An 18,616-nucleotide genomic window follows, 5' to 3' on the forward strand; every position below is an offset into this window, starting at 1 on the left:
TTTTCTATTTTTCATGACTATGAACACAAGGTTTTTCCTTACACCCGGTAATGCTGTTTTCTCTTTCCAATCCGGAATTTCCCGTAGAGTCTCCAGATTCCCCACACAATCCCATAACAGATTGCAAACTGTATAGCATACATAATGAAAATCACAGGCGGAGAAATCTTCTGGCTTCTGATCTGTACATCCGCTTTTTCCGCCAGCGCCTCCATTTCTGCCTGGTCGGTTTCATCTGCAAGGGCATACCAGTCGCTTGCCTGCTCCTGTTCGTCGCAGATCATCACCACGTAAGAGCCGTTGATGCATTCGATTTGATTGATCAGTTCCTGGCTGGCATAATCTTCCAGTTCCTTCATGGTCACGGTCTTGGACGGATGCATGGAATTCCAGGAAATACAGGTGAACACAGCCGCGATCACAAGGATCGTACCTGCCACCAGCATCCATTTTTTCCTGCGTCCTGATTTTGTTTCTTTTTCTTCTGTCATTTCCTGGTTGTATCCTTTCTTCTGGTGAGTCTCTTACGGCAAAAACCTCCTGCCAATATGCTGCCTATCCTGCTTCACAATCAATACCTGCATCCATCCTGTTAATTTTCATGCAAGGTCAGCCGCAGGGCAGCATCCTGGGGATCTGCACTGACCACATGTATCATGTCACCCTCATTTAAGGTAATCTTACACTCTTCATCTTCTGCCACAGACATTCTTCCGTTTTCGCCATCTTTTCCCTGGATGGCAAAATATAGAACACCTTTATCACAGGATGCTGTATAATAACCAGCCTCAATTCCTCCGCCGACTACCAGAGTATCTCCTGCGTGCATTTCATAGGCTTCTCCGAACATCTCACTGAAAGAATCCCCGAACTCCTGCATAAAACCTTCCTGGATCCCATCTCTCAGCCCAGGCACCACAGAACAGATCACAATGATCATGATCAGCCAGCCAAGCCAGCTGTTTTTCTTCTTAGCAGATGCTTTTGTATGAGTACCGCTTTTGCCTCCTGCGCTATAGTTCTTGGCATATGTACTGTTTGCGGTCTGTTTCTGTCCATAGGAATTTCCCATATTCGGTCTGCTGGCATTCGCAGAATATCCGCCAGGCTTATTCGCCGCAGTTTGCTTATAGCCGTTCCCCGCCGCTTTATTTCCACTGGCATTCTTTTTTGCTGCCGCCGTCTGTGCACATGCCTTATAGGTTCCTGCGCTTCCCGGCTTCTTATCCCCCAGCGGGATTTCCTCCTGGCGCATCATAGCACGCGCCCTGCTGGTGGCATGGCGGTAATGATCGCTTCTGTTCTCATTCAGATGATACAGCGTCTCATCATTTCGATAAGGCATTCCGCACAGCTTGCATCTGCCGTTTACAACAGGTCCGTCACAGACCTGACACCGTTTTCTCTCCATAAAAACCTCCCGTATCCTGCAAATTCCCCGGACAACTTTTCTTTATTGTATCTTTTTTATATATTTCTTGCAAGGTGTAAATTGCCAACTGGGAAAATACCTGTTATAATAAACCAAGATTAGAGCATGTTTGAAAAAGGCTTTCTGCAAGATGTGCGTCACAATTTGTGGGAGATTTTGTCCGGATGAGGGCGCCGTAGCGGGCTACGGCAACTGAATTCGGGCAAAATCTCCCGCAAAGTGGGGGGTGCAGATTGCAGGAATGATTTTGGGGGCAGGCTCTAGAGCCTGTCTGCAACTCAGACATGCTCCACCAACATCAACAAGGAGGATTCCCATGGAACAATTGAAAATTCCTATGGGCTATCATGCAGACCTTAATCTCCATGATACTCAGGTAGCAATTAAAACTGTCAAAGACTTTTTCCAGCAGACACTTGCCCAGAAGCTGAACCTTCTGCGTGTCTCCGCACCTATATTTGTAGACCCAAGCTCCGGCCTCAATGACAACTTAAATGGCGTGGAACGCCCGGTAAGCTTCGATATCAAGAATATGGAAGGCAATGCCGAGATCGTCCACTCCCTTGCGAAATGGAAAAGATACGCACTGAAGAAATACGGCTTCGCCCAGGGCGAGGGCTTATATACCGATATGGTTGCCATCCGCCGCGACGAGGACGTAGACAACATCCACTCCATCTATGTGGACCAGTGGGACTGGGAGAAGATCATCTCCAAGGAAGAAAGAAACGTGGAAACACTGATCAATACTGTCCGCTCCATCTACAGCGTTCTTAGAAAGACCGAGAAATACATGGCTGTACAGTATGATTACATAGAAGAGATCCTTCCAAGAGAGATTGCATTCGTTTCCACAGAAGAGCTTGTAGACATGTATCCGGACCTTACTCCTAAGGAAAGAGAATACAAGATCGTCAAAGAAAAAGGTGCCGTTTTCCTTATGCAGGTCGGCAAGATGCTGTCCAATGGGGAGCGCCACGACGGACGTGCCCCGGACTACGATGACTGGGAATTAAACGGTGATATTCTGGTATACTATCCGGTACTGGACATTGCCCTTGAGCTTTCCTCCATGGGTATCCGTGTAGACGAAACAGCACTTGACAAACAGCTTACAGAAGCCGGATGCGATGACAGAAGAGAGCTTCCATTCCAGAAAGCCATCCTGAACAAGGAGCTTCCATACACCATCGGCGGCGGTATCGGACAGTCCCGTATCTGTATGTTCTTCCTGCGCAAGGCTCACATCGGTGAGGTACATGTTTCCCTGTGGCCTAAGGAAATACAGGAGGAAGCTGCAAAGAACGGAATTCCGCTTCTGTAAATCCATCAACGAAACGAGGGATTAAAATTGAATATACTTTTTTTCCTAACACCGAAAAATGATGTTGCTTACATTTTCGAGAATGAAACCCTGCGTCAGACCATTGAGAAAATGGAGCACCGCAAGTTCTCCTGTATTCCTATTCTGAATCCAGAGGGCAAATATGTAGGAACCATTTCCGAGGGAGACCTTCTCTGGGGCATGAAGAATCTGAACATTACAGATATGAAGAGTGCTGAGGACATCCCGGTTATGGCGATCCAGCGAAGAGCCACCTACAAGCCGGTTCATGTTGACTGTGATATGGAGGATCTTCTGGACCGGGCCATCAACCAGAACTTTGTTCCGGTTATCGATGACCAGGATCATTTTATCGGAATCGTAACACGTAAAGAGATCATCAAATACTGTTACAAAGAAATGAAGAAAAATGCCTGAATAAAATTACGGCAGTCACACATCTTCCCATTTCATAAGGGAATGCATGGCTGCCGTTTTTTATTGTTTATTTAAAGAACCTTGGATAAAAATTCCTTCAGACGCGGGTTCTTTGGATTTTCGAAAAATTCCTTAGGGGAATTCTGCTCCTGAATTTTTCCATCGTCAATGAACAGAACCCTTGTTGCTACCTCACGGGCAAATCCCATCTCGTGAGTAACCACCACCATGGTCATGCCGCTTTTGGCAAGCTCTTTCATCAGCTCCAGAACCTCGCCTACCATCTCCGGGTCCAGCGCAGAAGTTGGCTCATCAAACAACATCACATCCGGATTCATGGCAAGGGATCTTGCAATGGCAATACGCTGTTTCTGTCCGCCGGAAAGCATATCCGGGTAAGCATTTGCCTTGTCCGGAAGTCCTACGCGGGCAAGAAGTTCATCAGCACGCTTAGATGCCTCTTCTTTGGTCATCAGCTTCAGGGCAACCGGTGCCATCATAATGTTCTGCTTTACAGTTTTGTGTGGAAACAGGTTAAACTGCTGGAAAACCATTCCGATTTTCTGGCGGTGACGGTTAATGTCAACCTTGGGATCAGTAATGTCCGTTCCCTCAAACAGGATTTTGCCGCCTGTGGGCACTTCCAGAAGATTCAGGGAACGAAGGAAGGTGGATTTTCCGGAACCGGAAGGTCCGATAATGGCAACAACCTCGCCCTGACAGATATCTGTGGAAATTCCATCCAGTACCTGGTTTGCTCCAAATGCTTTCTTCAGATCCTGTACCTGGATCAAAACTTTGCTCTTATCAACGCTCACTGGTTCTCAGTCTCCTCTCCAGTTTATTCATAAAGAAGGTCAGTACCATGACCACGATCAGGTAGATTGCAGCCGCTGCCAGAAGAGGCATAAATGCATTGTAGGTACGGCTCTGGATCAGCATAGCACCCTTGGTCAGGTCCATCATTCCGATGTAGCCGATGATGGATGTCTCCTTGATCAACACGATAAACTCATTTACCAGTGCAGGAAGCACGTTCTTGAACGCCTGCGGAATAATGATCAGACGCATAGTCTGGGTAAAATTAAGTCCAAGGCTTCGTCCTGCCTCTGTCTGTCCCTGGTCAATGGACATGATTCCGGAACGGACGATTTCCGCAACGTATGCACCGGAGTTGATACCAAACGCCAGGCTTCCTACCAGGATTTCATTGACGCTGACAGATCCGAACACAACGAAGTTCATGATCAGCAGCTGGATGACGGTCGGGGTACCGCGGATGACAGTCAGATAAACCTTGCAGATCGCATTTGCAATCTTGAAGTTCCCGGATTTGTCATGGGAGGAACGGATGATCGCAACAAGAAAACCGATGCAGATACCAATGAGAAGGGCAAATACAGTGATGATCATGGTGTTTTTCAGACCATCCAGAAGCCAAGTATATCTGTCATCTTTTATAAAATTGATATAAAAATCGTGTCCAAATTTTTCAAACATATTTTTTTCCTTTTTACTTTAACAGAATTCACAGCATTCAATAACACCAGATGAGCCACCCCGGGGCAGTTCTTCGCGGATTGCCGTTCAGGGTGACTCATGATCAGGGCAGCTTATACTGTATTTCTTCTATCAGTCAGCTTTTACAATGATAACCTGGCTTGCGTTTGCATAGGTGTCTGTGAAATCAACGCTCTCCAGACGGTCCTCTGTAACAGTCATTCCGGCAGCACCGAAGTCAGCTTTTCCGGACTGTACAGCTGCAAGGATTGCATCGAATTCCATGTCGTCGATCTCAAGCTCATATCCAAGCTTGTCGCAGATTGCCTGTGCGATATCCGCATCAATACCTACAATGGTGTCACCCTCACGGTATTCATATGGCTCGAACTCAGCGTTTGTAGCCATTATCAGTGTTCCATTGGAACGGTCAACATCTTCCGGGGACTCATATGGTGTCTCACCAATGTTGTCACCGATGTAGTTATTCATGATATCATCAACGGTTCCGTCTTCTTTGAGTTCCTCTAAAGCTCCGTTGATCTTGTCAAGAAGCTCGTCATTGCCTTTCTTCAGGCAGATTGCATACTCTTCTTCTACGAATGGCTCGTCTAAGATTTTCAGTCCGTCTGCGTTCTCAACGAATTTCTGAGCTGGCTGGGAATCGATGATCACACAGTCGATCTGTCCTGCCAGAAGTGCCTGGATTGCTTCGCTTCCTTTGCTGTAACGCTTAACAGTTGCGCCGTCTTTCTCATATTCACTTGCTTCAATATCACCGGTGGTTCCAAGCTGTACGCCGATGGTAGCGTTCTTAAGGTCATCCTTGGACTCGACAGTTGCAGCGGATACGCCAGCTGTCATGGAAACTGCCATTACAGTGCCAAGTGCTAAAGCTGTTAATTTTTTCATATTTTTTCCTCCTCTTAATTGTATGCAGGAATAATTATGCATAGTTCCCGCATATTCATTCATCTATCTTTCCCCCATTTTATCAGCTTTTGTGAAAAATGCAAGACTTTCCATAAGATTCCTTATTTTTTTGCTTCCTGTTTTCTGAGAAAATTTGGAAAAATTCACTTTTTCATAACAGACTTGTGGTATGATAAGATAGAGACACGTGATGAGGAGTATAAAAACAAGGCGTTTACCCGCCGGATACAAGGAGGTAATTATTATGAAATTTACAAAAATGCATGGTATCGGAAACGATTATGTATATGTGAACTGCTTCAAAGAAACTGTGAAAGACCCGTCAGCGGTGGCGAAGTTTGTAAGTGACCGCCATTTCGGCATTGGCTCTGACGGGCTGATCCTGATCAAGCCCTCTGACATTGCAGACTGTGAGATGGATATGTATAACCTGGATGGTTCCCAGGGTGCCATGTGCGGAAACGGAATCCGCTGCGTTGCCAAATATGCCTACGATTACGGCATTGTAAACAAGACCAGCATCAGCGTTGCCACCAAAAGCGGCGTGAAATATCTGGATCTTTCCATCCGCGACGGCAAGGTCAGCATGGTAAAGGTAAATATGGGGGCACCAATTCTTCAGGCATCTCTCATTCCTGTTGTTTCAGAGGATGAGCAGGTGATCGACGCACCGATCGAAGTGAACGGACAGACCTACCGTTTCACAGCTGTTTCCATGGGAAATCCTCATGCCATTGTCTACATGGATGATGTAGACGGACTGGATATTGAGAAAATCGGACCGTCTTTTGAATCTCATGTGAACTTCCCGGACCGTGTGAATACAGAGTTTGTCAGGGTAATCGACCGTCACACTGTCCAGATGAGGGTGTGGGAGCGCGGTTCCGGCGAAACACTTGCCTGCGGTACAGGAGCCTGTGCAGTTGCGGTTTCTTCTATTTTAAACGGACTGGTTGACAGGAATCAGCCGGTTACTGTGAAGCTTCTTGGAGGCGACCTGAATATTTTCTGGGATGAAAGCGACGATCAGGTTTACATGACCGGTCCGGCAACTACTGTATTTGACGGAGAAATTGATTTAGGATTTCTTGGAGAATAAATACGGAAAAGAAATGGCCCTTGCGAACCGTAAGCACTGCAAAACGCTTACGCCGCAAAGGCCATTATTCTTTCTACAATAAATACTGCAGCGCAAGCCCAAAGGGCTACGGTCAGCAGGCTTTTTTCTCTGTAGGCTGCGATCAGCGCTACGATAAATCCGGCTACAGCAGAGACCACACTTGCCGTTGCTGACAAAATGGCCGGGAAGGTCATCGCTGCAAGGCAGGCATAAGGCACATAAAACAGAAAAGATTTTACAAAAGGATTGGTAATCTCCTTCTTCGCCAGTGCCAGGGGAAGCATACGGATCAGGTATGTCACTCCCGCCATAACCAGTATATAAATATAAACATTAGGCTTCATGAGCTTCCTCCTTCTCGTTTTCTTCTGCAACCGGGCAAAGCACAGCCGCAATTCCGGCAACCAGAATGGTAGTGATAATGATCACAAATCCGGATGATACCTTTGATAAAACCGGAGTCCAGGCGAACAGTGCACTCACTGCCATGGCTCCAAGCACTACCAGAAACACCGCTTTGTTTTTCTTGGAAGGAGGAATGATCACAGCCAGGAACATCCCGTAAATTGCCACGCTAAGTGCGCTCATAATAAAATCAGGCAGAAGACTGCCGGAAACCGCTCCAAGCAGGGTGCCAAATGTCCAGCCTGGAATAGCCACGCTCATCACGCCATAATTGTAAAAAGCACTGACCTTGCCAGGCTTGCTGGCACTGACACCAAAAATTTCGTCTGTCACGCCAAAAGCCACTCCATAGCGGTGTCCCCAGGGCTCATCCCTGCGCAGCTTCTGGGAAAGAGAGAAGGACATCAGGCAGTATCTCAAATTGATGATCAGCTGAGTCAGTGCCATCTCCCACAGAGAGCCTCCTGCTATGATAATGTCCAGTCCCGCAAACTGTCCCGCTGACGTAAGATTGGTCAGGGAAATCAGAACTGCCTGCCAGATGGTAAGTCCGCCCTGCACCGCCATCATGCCAAACGTAAAGGAAACTGCCAGATACCCCAGGGCAATGGGGATTCCATCTGTAATTCCCTGCTTAAAGCTCTCTTTTTTCATGAGAGATTTCCTCCGGTTTCTTCTGCCTGTCTGCTTTTTTAGAAATACCAGTCAGGCTTTTTTCGCATAAATAGCCTGGGAAGCATTCTTTTGCCTCCCAGGCTATCTCATTGTAACACTTTACACTGGTAAATACAACCCTGCCCTTATCTTCTTTCTACGATTTTATAATAGGTTCTGGCTGTAAGCCCGTAAATAATTCCATAGATCACAGCAAATACCAGAATGGTAATCACCGTACATCCTGCAAACAGACCAATATTGGTCATGCTGAACAGCGCCAACAGTCTTTTTACCATAGGAAATGCCATAGCAATATGAAGAGCCGCCATTCCAAGCGGAAGGAAAAATACCATAAGGATCTGTCTGTGAATGGAGGATTTCACCTCTTTGTGGGTCATACCCACCTTCTGCATGATTTCAAAACGGTCTTTATCCTCATAGCCCTCGGAAACCTGCTTGTAGTAAATGATCATGGCTGCACCCATTAAGAACAAAAGGCCAAGGAAAATTCCAAGAAACAAAATTCCGCCAAACAAGCTGTAGAAGCTTTCATACAGTTCGTACCGCACAGAGGTCATACAATAGCTTTCTGCCGGGAGATTTCCCGCTTCCTTCTGTCCATCAAAAAATTCCATGGCAAGGTCACGAATTTTCGACGCATCAGCCTCTTTTTCCTCTTCTGTTCCATTAAGATAAACATCCATCTCCATGGATGCCATAGAAGAAACGCCTCCATAAGCCTCGGCCTGTTCCTCATATAGCTTCTGGAAATCTTCATCATTTACAATCAACTTAATGGAATCCATGGAAGAAAAATTATCTCCCACATATTCATAATCCTTCAGCCATTCTTTTACCTGGTAAACGCTGTCATGAATTTCCAGAGCGTCTTCACCTGCTTTTCCATCCCTGTAAGCAAGGACTTCACCGGGTTCAAGAGAAATTTCTTCACCGGTAATTCTGGAATATTCCTCCTGGGGAACAACGGTAAGGGTCTCCAGCTGGTTTTGAAGTTCGGAAAAGGTACTCCCATCTGATTTTTCAAATTTCCAGTTGCCGCTCCCATCTTTAACCAGAGTGCTGGAAAAATTAATTTCCGTATTTAATTTTTCGTAAGAAGCCTGATCCTCAATTTCCTGCAAAAGCTTCGCTCTGATATTTTCCAGCTGTTCCTTTGAATCCGCTTTGTACATCACGCTCACATCTGATGGACAGCGCAGATTAATAATGTCATCAATTCCGGAATTCAGGCATACCGTAGTGGATACCATCAAAAGCACGCCGGTACTTAAAATACAGATACTTGCAAGTCCCACCGCATTTTGCTTCATTCGGTAAAGCATACCGGAAATGGCAGTAAAATTCTTTGCCTTATAGTAAAATTTCTTGTTCCAGCGCATGATTTTCAGGATTACAATGCTTCCTGCTGTAAAAAGCAGATAGGTTCCTGCCATAACCAGCAAGACGGCAACAAAAAACAGTGCCAGGGCAGACAAAGGGGATTCCGTGGTAACTGCAATATAATATCCTGCAAACAGACAGATAAATCCAATCAGGGCCATCAGCCACTTTGCTTTTGGTTCCCGCTCTCCTGCATTTTCTGCCTTAAGAAGTTCAATTGGCTTTGCCTTATATACTTTCCGTATGTTTACCAGAAGAATCACTGCAAATATAACGCCATACACTTCCAGACAAGTGATGATTGCCTGAATGCCTATTTCAAATCCAAACGCAGCCGGCAGCCGAATCAGCTTCAGAAGCAGCAAAAGGACAAGCTTGCTTCCCAGAATTCCTACAAGAATTCCTCCTGCTAAACTGATCAAAGAAGTAATCACGGTTTCCATACTCATCACAATACTGATGTGCCTTTTTTCCAGACCCAGAATATTGTAAAGTCCCAGTTCCTTCTGTCTTCGCTTCATTAAAAAGCTGTTGCTGTACAGAAGAAAAATAAAGGAAAAAATAATGATAATTCCCACACCCATGCTGGTGATCATCAGCACATCCCCACTATGGCGGATCCTTTTCATTCCTGCATTATTGTTGATAAACAGCATCATATACAGCATTGCCACATCGAACAGGCTCGCCAGAATGTAAGGCACATAGGTCTGGTGGTTTTTCTTTATGTTTACCAGTGCCAGCTTTGCAAAAAGTCCGTTACGCATGATATTCACCGCCTGTCATCAATATGGTAAGAGTATCGGAAATCATCTGGTACATTTCTTCTTTTGTTTTTTCCCCTCGGTAAATCTGATGGAATACCTCACCGTCCTTGATGAAAAGGACTCTGGAAGCCCGGCTTGCTGCCTGTGCGCTGTGCGTAACCATAAGAATAGTCTGTCCCTGCCTATTTACTTCTCCGAATACATTCAGAAGAGCATTGGCTGCCTTGGAATCCAGGGCGCCTGTCGGCTCATCTGCCAACACCAGCCGTGGGTTTGTGATCAGTGCTCTTGCCACTGCGCAGCGCTGCTTCTGACCGCCAGATACCTCATAGGGATATTTTTCCAGAAGCTCGGTAATGTGAAGGGCCTGGGCAATGGGGCGGATTTTCTGTGCCATTTCCCGGTAATCTTCCCCGGCAAGCACCAGCGGAAGGTAAATGTTGTCTCTTAAACTAAAGGTATCCAGAAGATTAAAATCCTGGAATACAAATCCCAGATTTTTTCTTCGGAATGCGGAAACCTCCTTGTCGGAAATGTGCACCAGGCTTTTTCCGTCCAGAAGAACCTCTCCGGAGGTTGGCTTATCCAGAGTCGCAAGAATATTCAGAAGGGTGGTTTTTCCGGAACCGCTCTCTCCCATGATGGCAACGAATTCTCCTTTTTCCACGGAGAAATTTACGTTGGATAAGGCCTGTACTTTATTGCCGCCGAAGCGGGTGGTATATATTTTCTTCAGGTTTGTAACTTCAAGCAATGGCATGTTTTATGTCCTCTCTTTCTTTACTATGTCTGACAGTATAGTGAAAAAATCAGGTCACTGCCATCGAATCAGGTTACAAAATGCGGTGGGAAACTTACGATTTTGTAAGGTTGGATGGATTTTATTACTCTGCGTAAATTTTTTCCCCGGGAAGGCCTGCTGCCAGGGTCAGATAATAGACTGCATCTGCTGCCACACAGACTACATTTTCTTCATGCATAAACTCTGTGATTTCCGAATCAAACAGCATGTTTGCCTGGGCATCGAACTCCTCATCCCCATCCCAGAAAAGAACTGCTATGTTTAAAAACGGGAAAACAGGCAGCATATAACCTACATCTCCCTGTGGAAGCGGCGTGCCGCCAAGGGCTTCACATGCCATTTTCAGTTCCTGTGTTTTCCCGGAAAAGATGGTCTGCAGTTTGGAAATGATAGTTCTTCGGTAGGCAGCCTCGAAAGGATACACTCTTTTTACCTGGCGGAAGGCCACCAGATTTCCAGATGCAACGGGATGTTCGGATGCATAATAAAAGGTGTTGTAAATATTCATCACAGTGTCAAAGCCCGGATGCACCCCCTGATCCGTAATCACTCCGCTCTTCCGGTCGATCCGAAGCTTCCTGGAAAAATATACGATATACAGCGCCTCTTCGTCCGCCTCCAGATGAAACTTCCGGGTCAGTTTCTCCTGATCCATTTCCAGGAATTTCAGACGCCAGTTCTCGATTACCTGGTCATAGTTGGATTTCTCTGTTTCTTTCAAAGATACACCTTCTTTCTGATTTCGTTTCATTGGTTTCCATTTTAGCAAACTTTATATGGATATGCAAATATACCCAAAAACCACAAAGCAGCGCTACCTTTCTATCACTTTGTAAAAGATGATAGAGAGCGCGCTGCTTCTCTTTTTTTAGCTATGCCAGATTACCTGAAAGGTTCCGTTTTCCAGAACCTGGGCCAGCTGTTCTAATTCATCTGAGTTCCAGTTCCGGGCTTTCTCTGCGGTTCCGGTGAATTTCACGCAGGTTCCGCAGGAGGAGCTTAAATTTCTCGGCACCGGCATGATCACAGCCGGGTAGCCTTCTTTGTCACACTTTTTCTTAAATGCCATCGCTCCGAAATGGGAAAAAAATGTGGCAATATAGTCTTCCATTATTTTTCCAGGGTCAGAATGAAATCTTCCCCGTCCTCTTTCCATGAAACCTGATATCCCTGATGCATGGCAAAACGGGATACGTTCTCTCTTGCGGTTACGTTATCTACCATTACGGTGTATGCCTTTTCCCCGGATGCCAGAGCATTCTTGGTGCGGATCACAGGCTCCGGACAGGAAAGACCTCTTGCGTCTACTGTTTTCATAAATGAAATCCCCTTTCTTTGAAGATGAAATTTCTGCTGCGTTTCAACTGAATAATCTCTTATCTGTATTGGTTGACAGGATTTTGATCCAAGGTCATATTGGACTTTATTGCCTTTTAACTCTCTGCCTTACGTGCAGAGTTAACTGCCGCGATCACAAACAGCACAACAAATCCAATTATAACTGCTGCCTTTCCATTTGCTGTAGGGCCTTCACCAGAAGAAGCAAGCCCAAAGTTATGAGCCACAGCTGCGCCAGCCATCAGTCCAAATACAGTAATTGCGGAATCTGTATTTCCTTCTCCTGCCAGTACCAGCTGACGAAGTGGGCAGCCGCCAAGAAGCACGCAGCCAAATCCAGCCAGTGCCATTCCAAGTGCATTCCACAGACCATCTGTATGCGCGATTGCCTGTCCTGCAAATCCAGGATGGAAATATCCAAGAATCATATTTCCGATCAGGACACTTACCAGAATTGCAACAAATCCAAGAAGCAGCTTCCATTCTCCAAACAGAACTACATCACGGATACCGCCAACCATGCAAAGACGGGTTCTCTGTGCCAGGGCACCAACTACAAGTCCTGCAATCAGGGAAATGGCAATTGCCGCATGCTTTGCGCCAGGGCCGCCGTCTGCTTCTGTGAAATGAATAAATGCAGGTGCCGCGATCAGAAGTACCAGAATTCCAATTTCCACGACCGGGAAAATGACACCCTCAACCGGCTGCATCTTATAGGAACGTTTCAGAGTGTATCCTTTTTTCAGGAAAAATACGCCAGCCAGAATTCCAACAATAAATCCAATCAGCCCAAAAATGGCGTTCCAGTCACCGCCTGCAAGGCGAAGGATCATACGGAACGGACAACCAAGGAACATCAGGCATCCAATCATAACGAACATTCCAATGACAAAACGGGTGACAGGTGCAGAGCCGCCTCTTGGCTTGAATTCTTTGGTTGCAAGGGCCAGGATGCAGGAACCAAGAACCAGTCCCACAATCTCCGGACGTATGTACTGCACTGCCGCTGCGGAATGAAATCCCAGGGCACCTGTGGTATCACGCAGGAAACATGCAATACAGAAACCCATATTTGCAGGGTTTCCGAAATAGACCAGAGCCACTGCAATGATTCCAATGATGACGCCCGCTCCAATGATCATAGGCGTCTCTTTCTTTGACAAACTTTCTTTCATACTCTTTCCTCCTTGTACAAGTGTCAAATCTTTCCTTTATTTTAACATTTTTTGTCAGAAAACTCTAATTGATTATGGGGGATTATTTTGTGTATTTATAGATATTTTCGATAGATTATGGTATGATAGGATACAAATAAAAACTTTCAAGAAAGGATTTCGTCACTATGAACCGCATATATCTCGATCATGCCAGCACCTCTTTTCCAAAGGCTCCTGGGGTGGCCCAGGCCATGATGGATTACCTGACTTTAAACGGAGCCAACGTAAACCGCGGCTGCTATTCCAGCGCATACTCCGCAGAAGAGGTCATTTATGAAACCCGCCAGCTTCTCGCCCAGCTGTTTCATTTTCCAAAATGTAAAAATGTGATCTTTACCCCCAATATCACCACCAGCCTGAATTTTATCCTAAAAGGACTTCTAAAACCGGGTGATCACATTCTGGTTTCCGCCATGGAACACAATGCGGTGATGCGTCCTGTAGTGCAGCTGACCTCCCATGGAATTACTTTCGATCGTATTCCTTGCAGAGAAGACGGCTCTATGATCCCGGAACAGGTGGAACCTTTGATCCGCCCCAACACCAGAGCCATCGTCGCCCTTCATTCTTCCAATGTTTGCGGAACCTGCATGCCCCTGGCAGAACTTGGGGAAATTTGCCGGAAGCATTACCTTTTTTTCATTGTAGATACTGCTCAGACAGCCGGGATTCTGCCTGTTGATATGGAGAAATTTCACATTGATGCCCTGGCTTTTACCGGTCATAAAGGGCTTCGCGGGCCTCAAGGCACAGGGGGCTTTCTGGTTACACAGGAAATGGCAGAATTAATGGAACCGCTGATTTCCGGAGGAACGGGAAGCGTATCCCATACAGAAGAAATCCCGGATTTTTTGCCGGATCGTTTTGAATCCGGAACGCCCAATCTTCCGGGAATCTATGGACTGCATCAGGCACTTTTATTTTTGAAAAACGGAGAGGAAAATTTTGAAACTCATATGGCACAGCTGTACCAGAGGGAAATGAAGCTGACCGGATATTTTCTGGAAAAACTGCTGGAACTTGATGATACCGGAAAGCATATCCGTATTGTGGGTAAGAATGATCTGCAGGATCGAACTGCTGTTGTTTCCCTTCAGACGCCAGAGCAGGACTTGGCACAGGTTGCCTGGAGACTGGATAGTGAATACAGTGTTATGACAAGAGTTGGGCTGCACTGCGCCCCTAACGCCCACAAAACGCTTGACACCTATCCTGCCGGAACCATCCGTTTTTCCTTTGGACCAGAAAATACAGAGGAAGAACTGGATACGGCAATTGATGGGCTAAAGAAAATTCTGGATATTTAATTTTAGGAAAGGACTGCGAGATCTTCGCACTCATAACTCTATGGAATTTAAACAATTAGAAGCCTTCGTGGCTGTAGTTGAAAATAAAAGCTTTTCCGAAGCGGCCAGGCAGCTGAATCTGACCCAGCCTACCATCAGTGCACACATCCAGTCCTTGGAGCAGGAACTAAACTCCCGGCTGCTGATCCGCACCACCAAGAAGCTGACCATCACCCAAAGAGGACTTCAGCTTTATGACTGTGCTTCCAACATTCTGAATATGCGCAGCAATATTATAGAAGAATTTACTGGAATCAATAAAAAGATTGTAGATCTGGCAGTTTCCACCATTCCTTCCTCTTATCTGCTTCCGGAGATTCTCAGTGCTTTTACCTGTCAGATTCCGGATGTCTATTTCCATTCCTGGCAGTCGGACAGCCTGGGGGCCGTGTCCAGGGTGCTGGACGGAAGCGTGGATCTGGCACTTGTGGGAAATACTTTCGAGGAACCGGACTGCTGCTTCATTCCTTTTCGAACGGACAAACTGGTAATTGCCACGCCTGTGAATGAGCATTACCTGAAATATCAGGAAAAGGCAGATCTTGGTACTCTGGATTTTTCTGATTTTCTGGATGAGCCGTTTATTATGCGGGAAAGCGGATCTGGTACCAAAAAGGAAATTGACCGTTATCTGGAATCCCATAATATTCCGGATACCAGTCTGCATGTTGTGGCACGAATGAACGATCTGGAAGCCATCCGCAAGTCTGTGGCAGAAGGACTTGGCATCTCCATTTTATCCGCCTGCTCCGCCCAGGACCTGGCTGCCACACACCAGATTCTCATGTTCCCTCTGAACCACGAAAAGGCCATGCGTACCTTTTACATCGTCTACAGCAAAAACCGCATCCTCAAGCCCCACGTAAAACAGTTCTTACGTTTCGTGCAGCACTTTTATCAATAACATCCGTAAAACAGAACCAGGGAATCCATCAGTCTCACCACTGTCATTCCCTGGTTCTATAAACTCAAATGTCACACCTTACTTCCTCTCCAACAAAGCAAGTTTTTCTTTCAGAAGCAAAAGTTCCTTTTCTGCATTGTCAGCCCGTATTTTTTCCGAATCTGCGCGCATTTTTTCTGAGTCTGCACGCATTTTTTCTGAGTCTGCGCGGTGGCGTTCTTTTTCTGTATTCTTCCGTTCTTCTTCCTTGCCAAGTTTTCTCCCAAGTTTTTCTCCAAGCTCTTTTCCCATTTCTTTCCCGGCCTCAAATTCTTCTTTTCGTAAAATCTCTTCTTCCCATTCCCGGTCATATTCAAATATACTCATTGCAACCACCTCTGCTTTGTTTGCCAGAAGAAATTCCTGAAGAATTCCTTCCCGAATGCACTCCTCCACTGCTTTTTCTACCGCTTCATTTAATTTCAGCGTTTTTTTGTATGTTCTTACTTTTGACACGTACTGGGCATATTCTTTCAGGATCTGGCAGCTCTCCATCAACTTTTGGTTGTAGCCTTCATTGATATTGATCACCAGGACCTTCAATTCCAATGCAGGCTCTCTGCTCCTCCTGTACTCCACTGTCAGCTTGTAGTTCCATCATAATAGGTACTCCTTTCCCAGGAGACCTGAACACACTTATTCCGAAATCTCCTGCTCTTAAATATTTTCGGGTTAAAAGCATAGATTTCTGAAATGTGTTTAGATGATAGATAGTGCCAGCGCACCTTGATAATTGAAAGAAATATGCTTTGTATTTATCTTAGCACAGTCTGGGCTTTTTGGAAATAGGGAATATATTAAAAATATATAAAATAAATTTTATAGGTCATATATTGAGGACAATATTTTACAGATGGGCTTTTTCTATGCGTTTTTCTCGCTTTTTAAAGCGTCAATGCTTTTTCGGAGGATTTCGGGGAGGGGCATGCCCATGAGACCGGCGTTTTCTATGATGGAAAGTGCCTCGTTGCAGATGAATCCGATGCATACAGCATCACGAACATATTCTGTACCCATCAGGGAGTCTAACTGTGCGCCTACCAGAACATAAGCAAGGATTTGTCCCATCCGCCCAGCAAAGAAATGACGGTGCTGCCGATAAAGCTTATGATCGTTATAATTCGGTACTTCATTTTTCACCTTCTTTCAAAAAAGAGTACAAAAAGGGAATGGTTAGTCGAAAATACCAACCATCCCCTGTGGTTTTGATTTACACTAGCTTGAAAGTATACATTCTAAATTTTACATATCACCGATTTCTTTTTTTACTTTCTTCATAAAGCTTTTTGCGTTCTTCTCGCATTTGAGTTTTTTCAGCTACTACACGCTCATATTCTTTTTGTTGGGCAAACTTCTTATCGATAGTAACTTCTACCTCCCATTCTTTTAACAATTGCATAATTTGCTTTTTTTGGACCTCATTATCAAATATAATATAAAATTGTTTGAAAATACTCAAAGAAACATACACTCTCATAGGAGAAATTGAATTTTTATTTTTTCCCATCATATCACTAAAAAAAAATAATCCTTCCAGTTTTTCCAATCTTGAAACTTTAATGGAACTATATATAATCTTTTCCAATTCTTCCCATCTGTATATTTTTTTAATTCCAAACCAATGGACAATGCACCTATCTTGTGTTAATTCAATCACTCTTAAATGCGGTAGTATTTCAAATATTAATAAAAATAAGATACTAATAAACGACATTATAGTGCTTGGATTTTTCAAACTAATTGGAGGAGTAATAATAATCAAGCATACAAATGCTGCACATATCAGCAAATCATTATATAATCTTCTTTTTGCTATAATTTTCATCTATTCCTCCTACTTTAAAATATGTCTATACAGTCCGTGCCCTAAGTGGTATATAGGTTTTGTGAGGTCTTTTTTTCAGGGATCCTGTGGCAGTTTTCCAAATACTGAATTTAAAAGATGTACCAGTTCTTCCATTGAAGTGTCGCCCTTGCCCAACTTTCTTTTCATGAGGAACATTTTTTACCTGCCTTTTAGTTTCGGCGGTCTCCATAGAAAGTCCACGAGATACACTAGCTGCAATCCCCCCTGCTCCAACACCATATGTTGCGCCCCAGGTAATAGCAATAGTCTTTTCAAGTCCTTCTGATGCAACTGCAAAACCAGATAAATTACTTATAAAAACAGTTGATAAAAAAGCAGTTCCTGAATTAATAATAGCTGCTGTAAGCGAATCTCCTCTTCTAAAACTGCACCAAGCCGTATAGACAGCACTAACCACGCCACCTGCAATAGCTCCTTCAAGTCCAGCCCCACCTGCGAAAATACCAGCCAAGCCAGCAGCAATCATATCTGTAACAGTATATTCTTGCCCTGTTACTGCTGCAGCTACTCCACCTGCCAAAACATTCATGGTAGCTCCAATCAGTCCACAAATCAAAGAAAACTGTCCATTAACATCAACTCTCGTAATCGGGTTATCATCACAGTATGCATACAGGTTCTTCTCACCCAGCATATCAAGATTGTCCCTTAAAACCTGTGTGTCATCCGCGCTGATGAATCTGCGGATCGCAGGATCGTAGTAACGGCTGCGGCAGTAATACAGGCCGGTTTCCACGTCATAATAATATCCCTTATAACGGAACGGGTTTCTTGCTCCCACCTTGTCTTTTAAGGTTCCTTCAATCTTAACTACCTGTCCCCAGCTGTCATAGGTATATCTTACAACGACCTTTCCGTCCTTGTCAAGAAGACCGATGATGTCATTCTGGGCATTTCTAAGGTACATATAGATCTCACTCTCATAGGTCAGCGCGATCACGTTTCCTGAGGAATCATAACGGTACCAGAGCGTTTTCTCACTTCCTGTCCTCTCTGAGACAAGCAGGTCACCAGCATAGCACATCTGGGTGACAGCACCGTCCACGACTTTCTTGATCCGGTGTCCGGCATGGTCATAGGAATACTGGATATTCTTTCCGCCGGATACTGCAGCAAGGGCATTTCC

The 18,616-nt window shown here is 45.1% G+C and carries 21 protein-coding genes and 3 pseudogenes; 6 read left to right on the top strand and 18 right to left on the bottom strand.

Annotated features, from left to right (window positions below):
- Positions 1-38 precede the first annotated feature (38 nt).
- From OCV70_RS01630 to OCV70_RS19520, 3 genes and pseudogenes are all read right to left on the bottom strand, one after another.
- Positions 39-491, bottom strand: a complete 453-nt coding sequence (locus OCV70_RS01630; protein ID WP_117850858.1) for a hypothetical protein — start codon at positions 489-491, stop codon at positions 39-41.
- Positions 492-592: 101 nt separating this feature from the next.
- Positions 593-1,411, bottom strand: coding sequence for a hypothetical protein (locus OCV70_RS01635; protein WP_173765887.1), 819 nt, complete (start codon positions 1,409-1,411; stop codon positions 593-595).
- A 103-nt stretch (positions 1,412-1,514) separates the two neighbouring features.
- Positions 1,515-1,619: pseudogene (locus OCV70_RS19520) on the bottom strand (DUF6783 domain-containing protein); the annotation flags it as partial.
- Between OCV70_RS19520 and OCV70_RS19525 the strand changes: the two are divergent.
- The 3 genes and pseudogenes from OCV70_RS19525 to OCV70_RS01645 all read left to right on the top strand — a co-directional run.
- Positions 1,602-1,649, top strand: a pseudogene (locus OCV70_RS19525) (DUF6783 domain-containing protein); the annotation flags it as partial. The pseudogenes OCV70_RS19520 and OCV70_RS19525 sit on opposite strands and share 18 nt — an antisense overlap.
- Before the next feature lie 99 nt (positions 1,650-1,748).
- On the top strand, positions 1,749-2,756 hold the full coding sequence (asnA, locus tag OCV70_RS01640; protein WP_117850862.1) for an aspartate--ammonia ligase: 1,008 nt from the start codon (positions 1,749-1,751) through the stop codon (positions 2,754-2,756).
- Between the two features lie 27 nt (positions 2,757-2,783).
- Positions 2,784-3,194 (top strand): CBS domain-containing protein, encoded by a 411-nt coding sequence (locus tag OCV70_RS01645; protein ID WP_021925339.1) that lies wholly within the window; start codon positions 2,784-2,786, stop codon positions 3,192-3,194.
- A 71-nt stretch (positions 3,195-3,265) separates the two neighbouring features.
- Here OCV70_RS01645 and OCV70_RS01650 read toward each other — a convergent pair whose 3' ends face one another.
- The 3 genes from OCV70_RS01650 to OCV70_RS01660 all read right to left on the bottom strand — a co-directional run bounded on the left by OCV70_RS01650 (position 3,266) and on the right by OCV70_RS01660 (position 5,606).
- Positions 3,266-4,012 (bottom strand): amino acid ABC transporter ATP-binding protein, encoded by a 747-nt coding sequence (locus OCV70_RS01650; protein ID WP_021925338.1) that lies wholly within the window; start codon positions 4,010-4,012, stop codon positions 3,266-3,268.
- Positions 4,002-4,694 carry an amino acid ABC transporter permease gene (locus OCV70_RS01655; RefSeq protein WP_021925337.1) on the bottom strand — a complete coding sequence of 231 codons (693 nt, stop codon included), beginning with the start codon at positions 4,692-4,694 and terminating at the stop codon, positions 4,002-4,004. The genes OCV70_RS01650 and OCV70_RS01655 overlap by 11 nt, the downstream gene beginning before the upstream one ends.
- Before the next feature lie 132 nt (positions 4,695-4,826).
- Positions 4,827-5,606 (bottom strand): transporter substrate-binding domain-containing protein, encoded by a 780-nt coding sequence (locus tag OCV70_RS01660; protein ID WP_021925336.1) that lies wholly within the window; start codon positions 5,604-5,606, stop codon positions 4,827-4,829.
- Positions 5,607-5,871: 265 nt separating this feature from the next.
- Here OCV70_RS01660 and dapF point away from each other — a divergent pair, with 265 nt between their 5' ends.
- A complete protein-coding gene (gene dapF, locus OCV70_RS01665; protein WP_021925335.1) occupies positions 5,872-6,726 on the top strand; it encodes a diaminopimelate epimerase in 855 nt (284 codons plus the stop codon).
- Between the two features lie 47 nt (positions 6,727-6,773).
- On the opposite strand, the gene OCV70_RS01670 is transcribed toward dapF, so the two are convergent.
- From OCV70_RS01670 to yedE, 8 genes are all read right to left on the bottom strand, one after another.
- Positions 6,774-7,091, bottom strand: a complete 318-nt coding sequence (locus OCV70_RS01670; protein WP_021925334.1) for an AzlD domain-containing protein — start codon at positions 7,089-7,091, stop codon at positions 6,774-6,776.
- The gene (locus OCV70_RS01675) at positions 7,081-7,806 is read right to left on the bottom strand and encodes an AzlC family ABC transporter permease (RefSeq protein WP_173765885.1); all 726 of its coding nucleotides are present in this window, start codon (positions 7,804-7,806) and stop codon (positions 7,081-7,083) included. Before OCV70_RS01675 ends, OCV70_RS01670 begins: the two co-directional genes overlap by 11 nt.
- Before the next feature lie 146 nt (positions 7,807-7,952).
- On the bottom strand, positions 7,953-9,977 hold the full coding sequence (locus OCV70_RS01680) for an FtsX-like permease family protein (RefSeq protein ID WP_262579077.1): 2,025 nt from the start codon (positions 9,975-9,977) through the stop codon (positions 7,953-7,955).
- Positions 9,970-10,737, bottom strand: a complete 768-nt coding sequence (locus OCV70_RS01685; RefSeq protein WP_173765881.1) for an ABC transporter ATP-binding protein — start codon at positions 10,735-10,737, stop codon at positions 9,970-9,972. Before OCV70_RS01685 ends, OCV70_RS01680 begins: the two co-directional genes overlap by 8 nt.
- 124 nt (positions 10,738-10,861) lie before the next feature.
- Positions 10,862-11,500 (bottom strand): DUF3786 domain-containing protein, encoded by a 639-nt coding sequence (locus OCV70_RS01690; RefSeq protein WP_173765879.1) that lies wholly within the window; start codon positions 11,498-11,500, stop codon positions 10,862-10,864.
- 147 nt (positions 11,501-11,647) lie between these two features.
- Complete coding sequence (locus OCV70_RS01695; RefSeq protein ID WP_021925329.1) at positions 11,648-11,890, bottom strand: putative Se/S carrier protein; 243 nt, start codon at positions 11,888-11,890, stop codon at positions 11,648-11,650.
- Entirely contained in the window at positions 11,890-12,096 is a 207-nt protein-coding gene (locus OCV70_RS01700; RefSeq protein ID WP_021925328.1) for a sulfurtransferase TusA family protein, read from the bottom strand. Before OCV70_RS01700 ends, OCV70_RS01695 begins: the two co-directional genes overlap by 1 nt.
- Positions 12,097-12,212: 116 nt before the next feature.
- Positions 12,213-13,292, bottom strand: coding sequence for a YedE family putative selenium transporter (yedE, locus tag OCV70_RS01705; protein WP_173765877.1), 1,080 nt, complete (start codon positions 13,290-13,292; stop codon positions 12,213-12,215).
- A gap of 167 nt (positions 13,293-13,459) precedes the next feature.
- Between yedE and OCV70_RS01710 the strand changes: the two genes are divergently transcribed.
- Positions 13,460-14,641, top strand: coding sequence for an aminotransferase class V-fold PLP-dependent enzyme (locus tag OCV70_RS01710; RefSeq protein ID WP_173765875.1), 1,182 nt, complete (start codon positions 13,460-13,462; stop codon positions 14,639-14,641).
- Between the two features lie 40 nt (positions 14,642-14,681).
- Positions 14,682-15,584 (top strand): selenium metabolism-associated LysR family transcriptional regulator, encoded by a 903-nt coding sequence (locus OCV70_RS01715; RefSeq protein WP_173765873.1) that lies wholly within the window; start codon positions 14,682-14,684, stop codon positions 15,582-15,584.
- Between the two features lie 78 nt (positions 15,585-15,662).
- Here OCV70_RS01715 and OCV70_RS01720 read toward each other — a convergent pair whose 3' ends face one another.
- From OCV70_RS01720 to OCV70_RS01735, 4 genes and pseudogenes are all read right to left on the bottom strand, one after another.
- Positions 15,663-16,172 carry a hypothetical protein gene (locus OCV70_RS01720; RefSeq protein ID WP_173765871.1) on the bottom strand — a complete coding sequence of 170 codons (510 nt, stop codon included), beginning with the start codon at positions 16,170-16,172 and terminating at the stop codon, positions 15,663-15,665.
- A gap of 315 nt (positions 16,173-16,487) precedes the next feature.
- Complete coding sequence (locus tag OCV70_RS01725; RefSeq protein WP_262579086.1) at positions 16,488-16,763, bottom strand: phage holin family protein; 276 nt, start codon at positions 16,761-16,763, stop codon at positions 16,488-16,490.
- A gap of 109 nt (positions 16,764-16,872) precedes the next feature.
- Positions 16,873-17,448 carry a hypothetical protein gene (locus OCV70_RS01730; RefSeq protein ID WP_173765869.1) on the bottom strand — a complete coding sequence of 192 codons (576 nt, stop codon included), beginning with the start codon at positions 17,446-17,448 and terminating at the stop codon, positions 16,873-16,875.
- Between the two features lie 25 nt (positions 17,449-17,473).
- Positions 17,474-18,607: pseudogene (locus OCV70_RS01735) on the bottom strand (RHS repeat-associated core domain-containing protein); the annotation flags it as partial.
- Between the last annotated feature and the right edge of the window lie 9 nt (positions 18,608-18,616).

It is taken from the genome of Blautia acetigignens (assembly GCF_025566865.1).
Taxonomy (GTDB): Bacteria; Bacillota; Clostridia; order Lachnospirales; family Lachnospiraceae; genus Blautia_A; species Blautia_A acetigignens.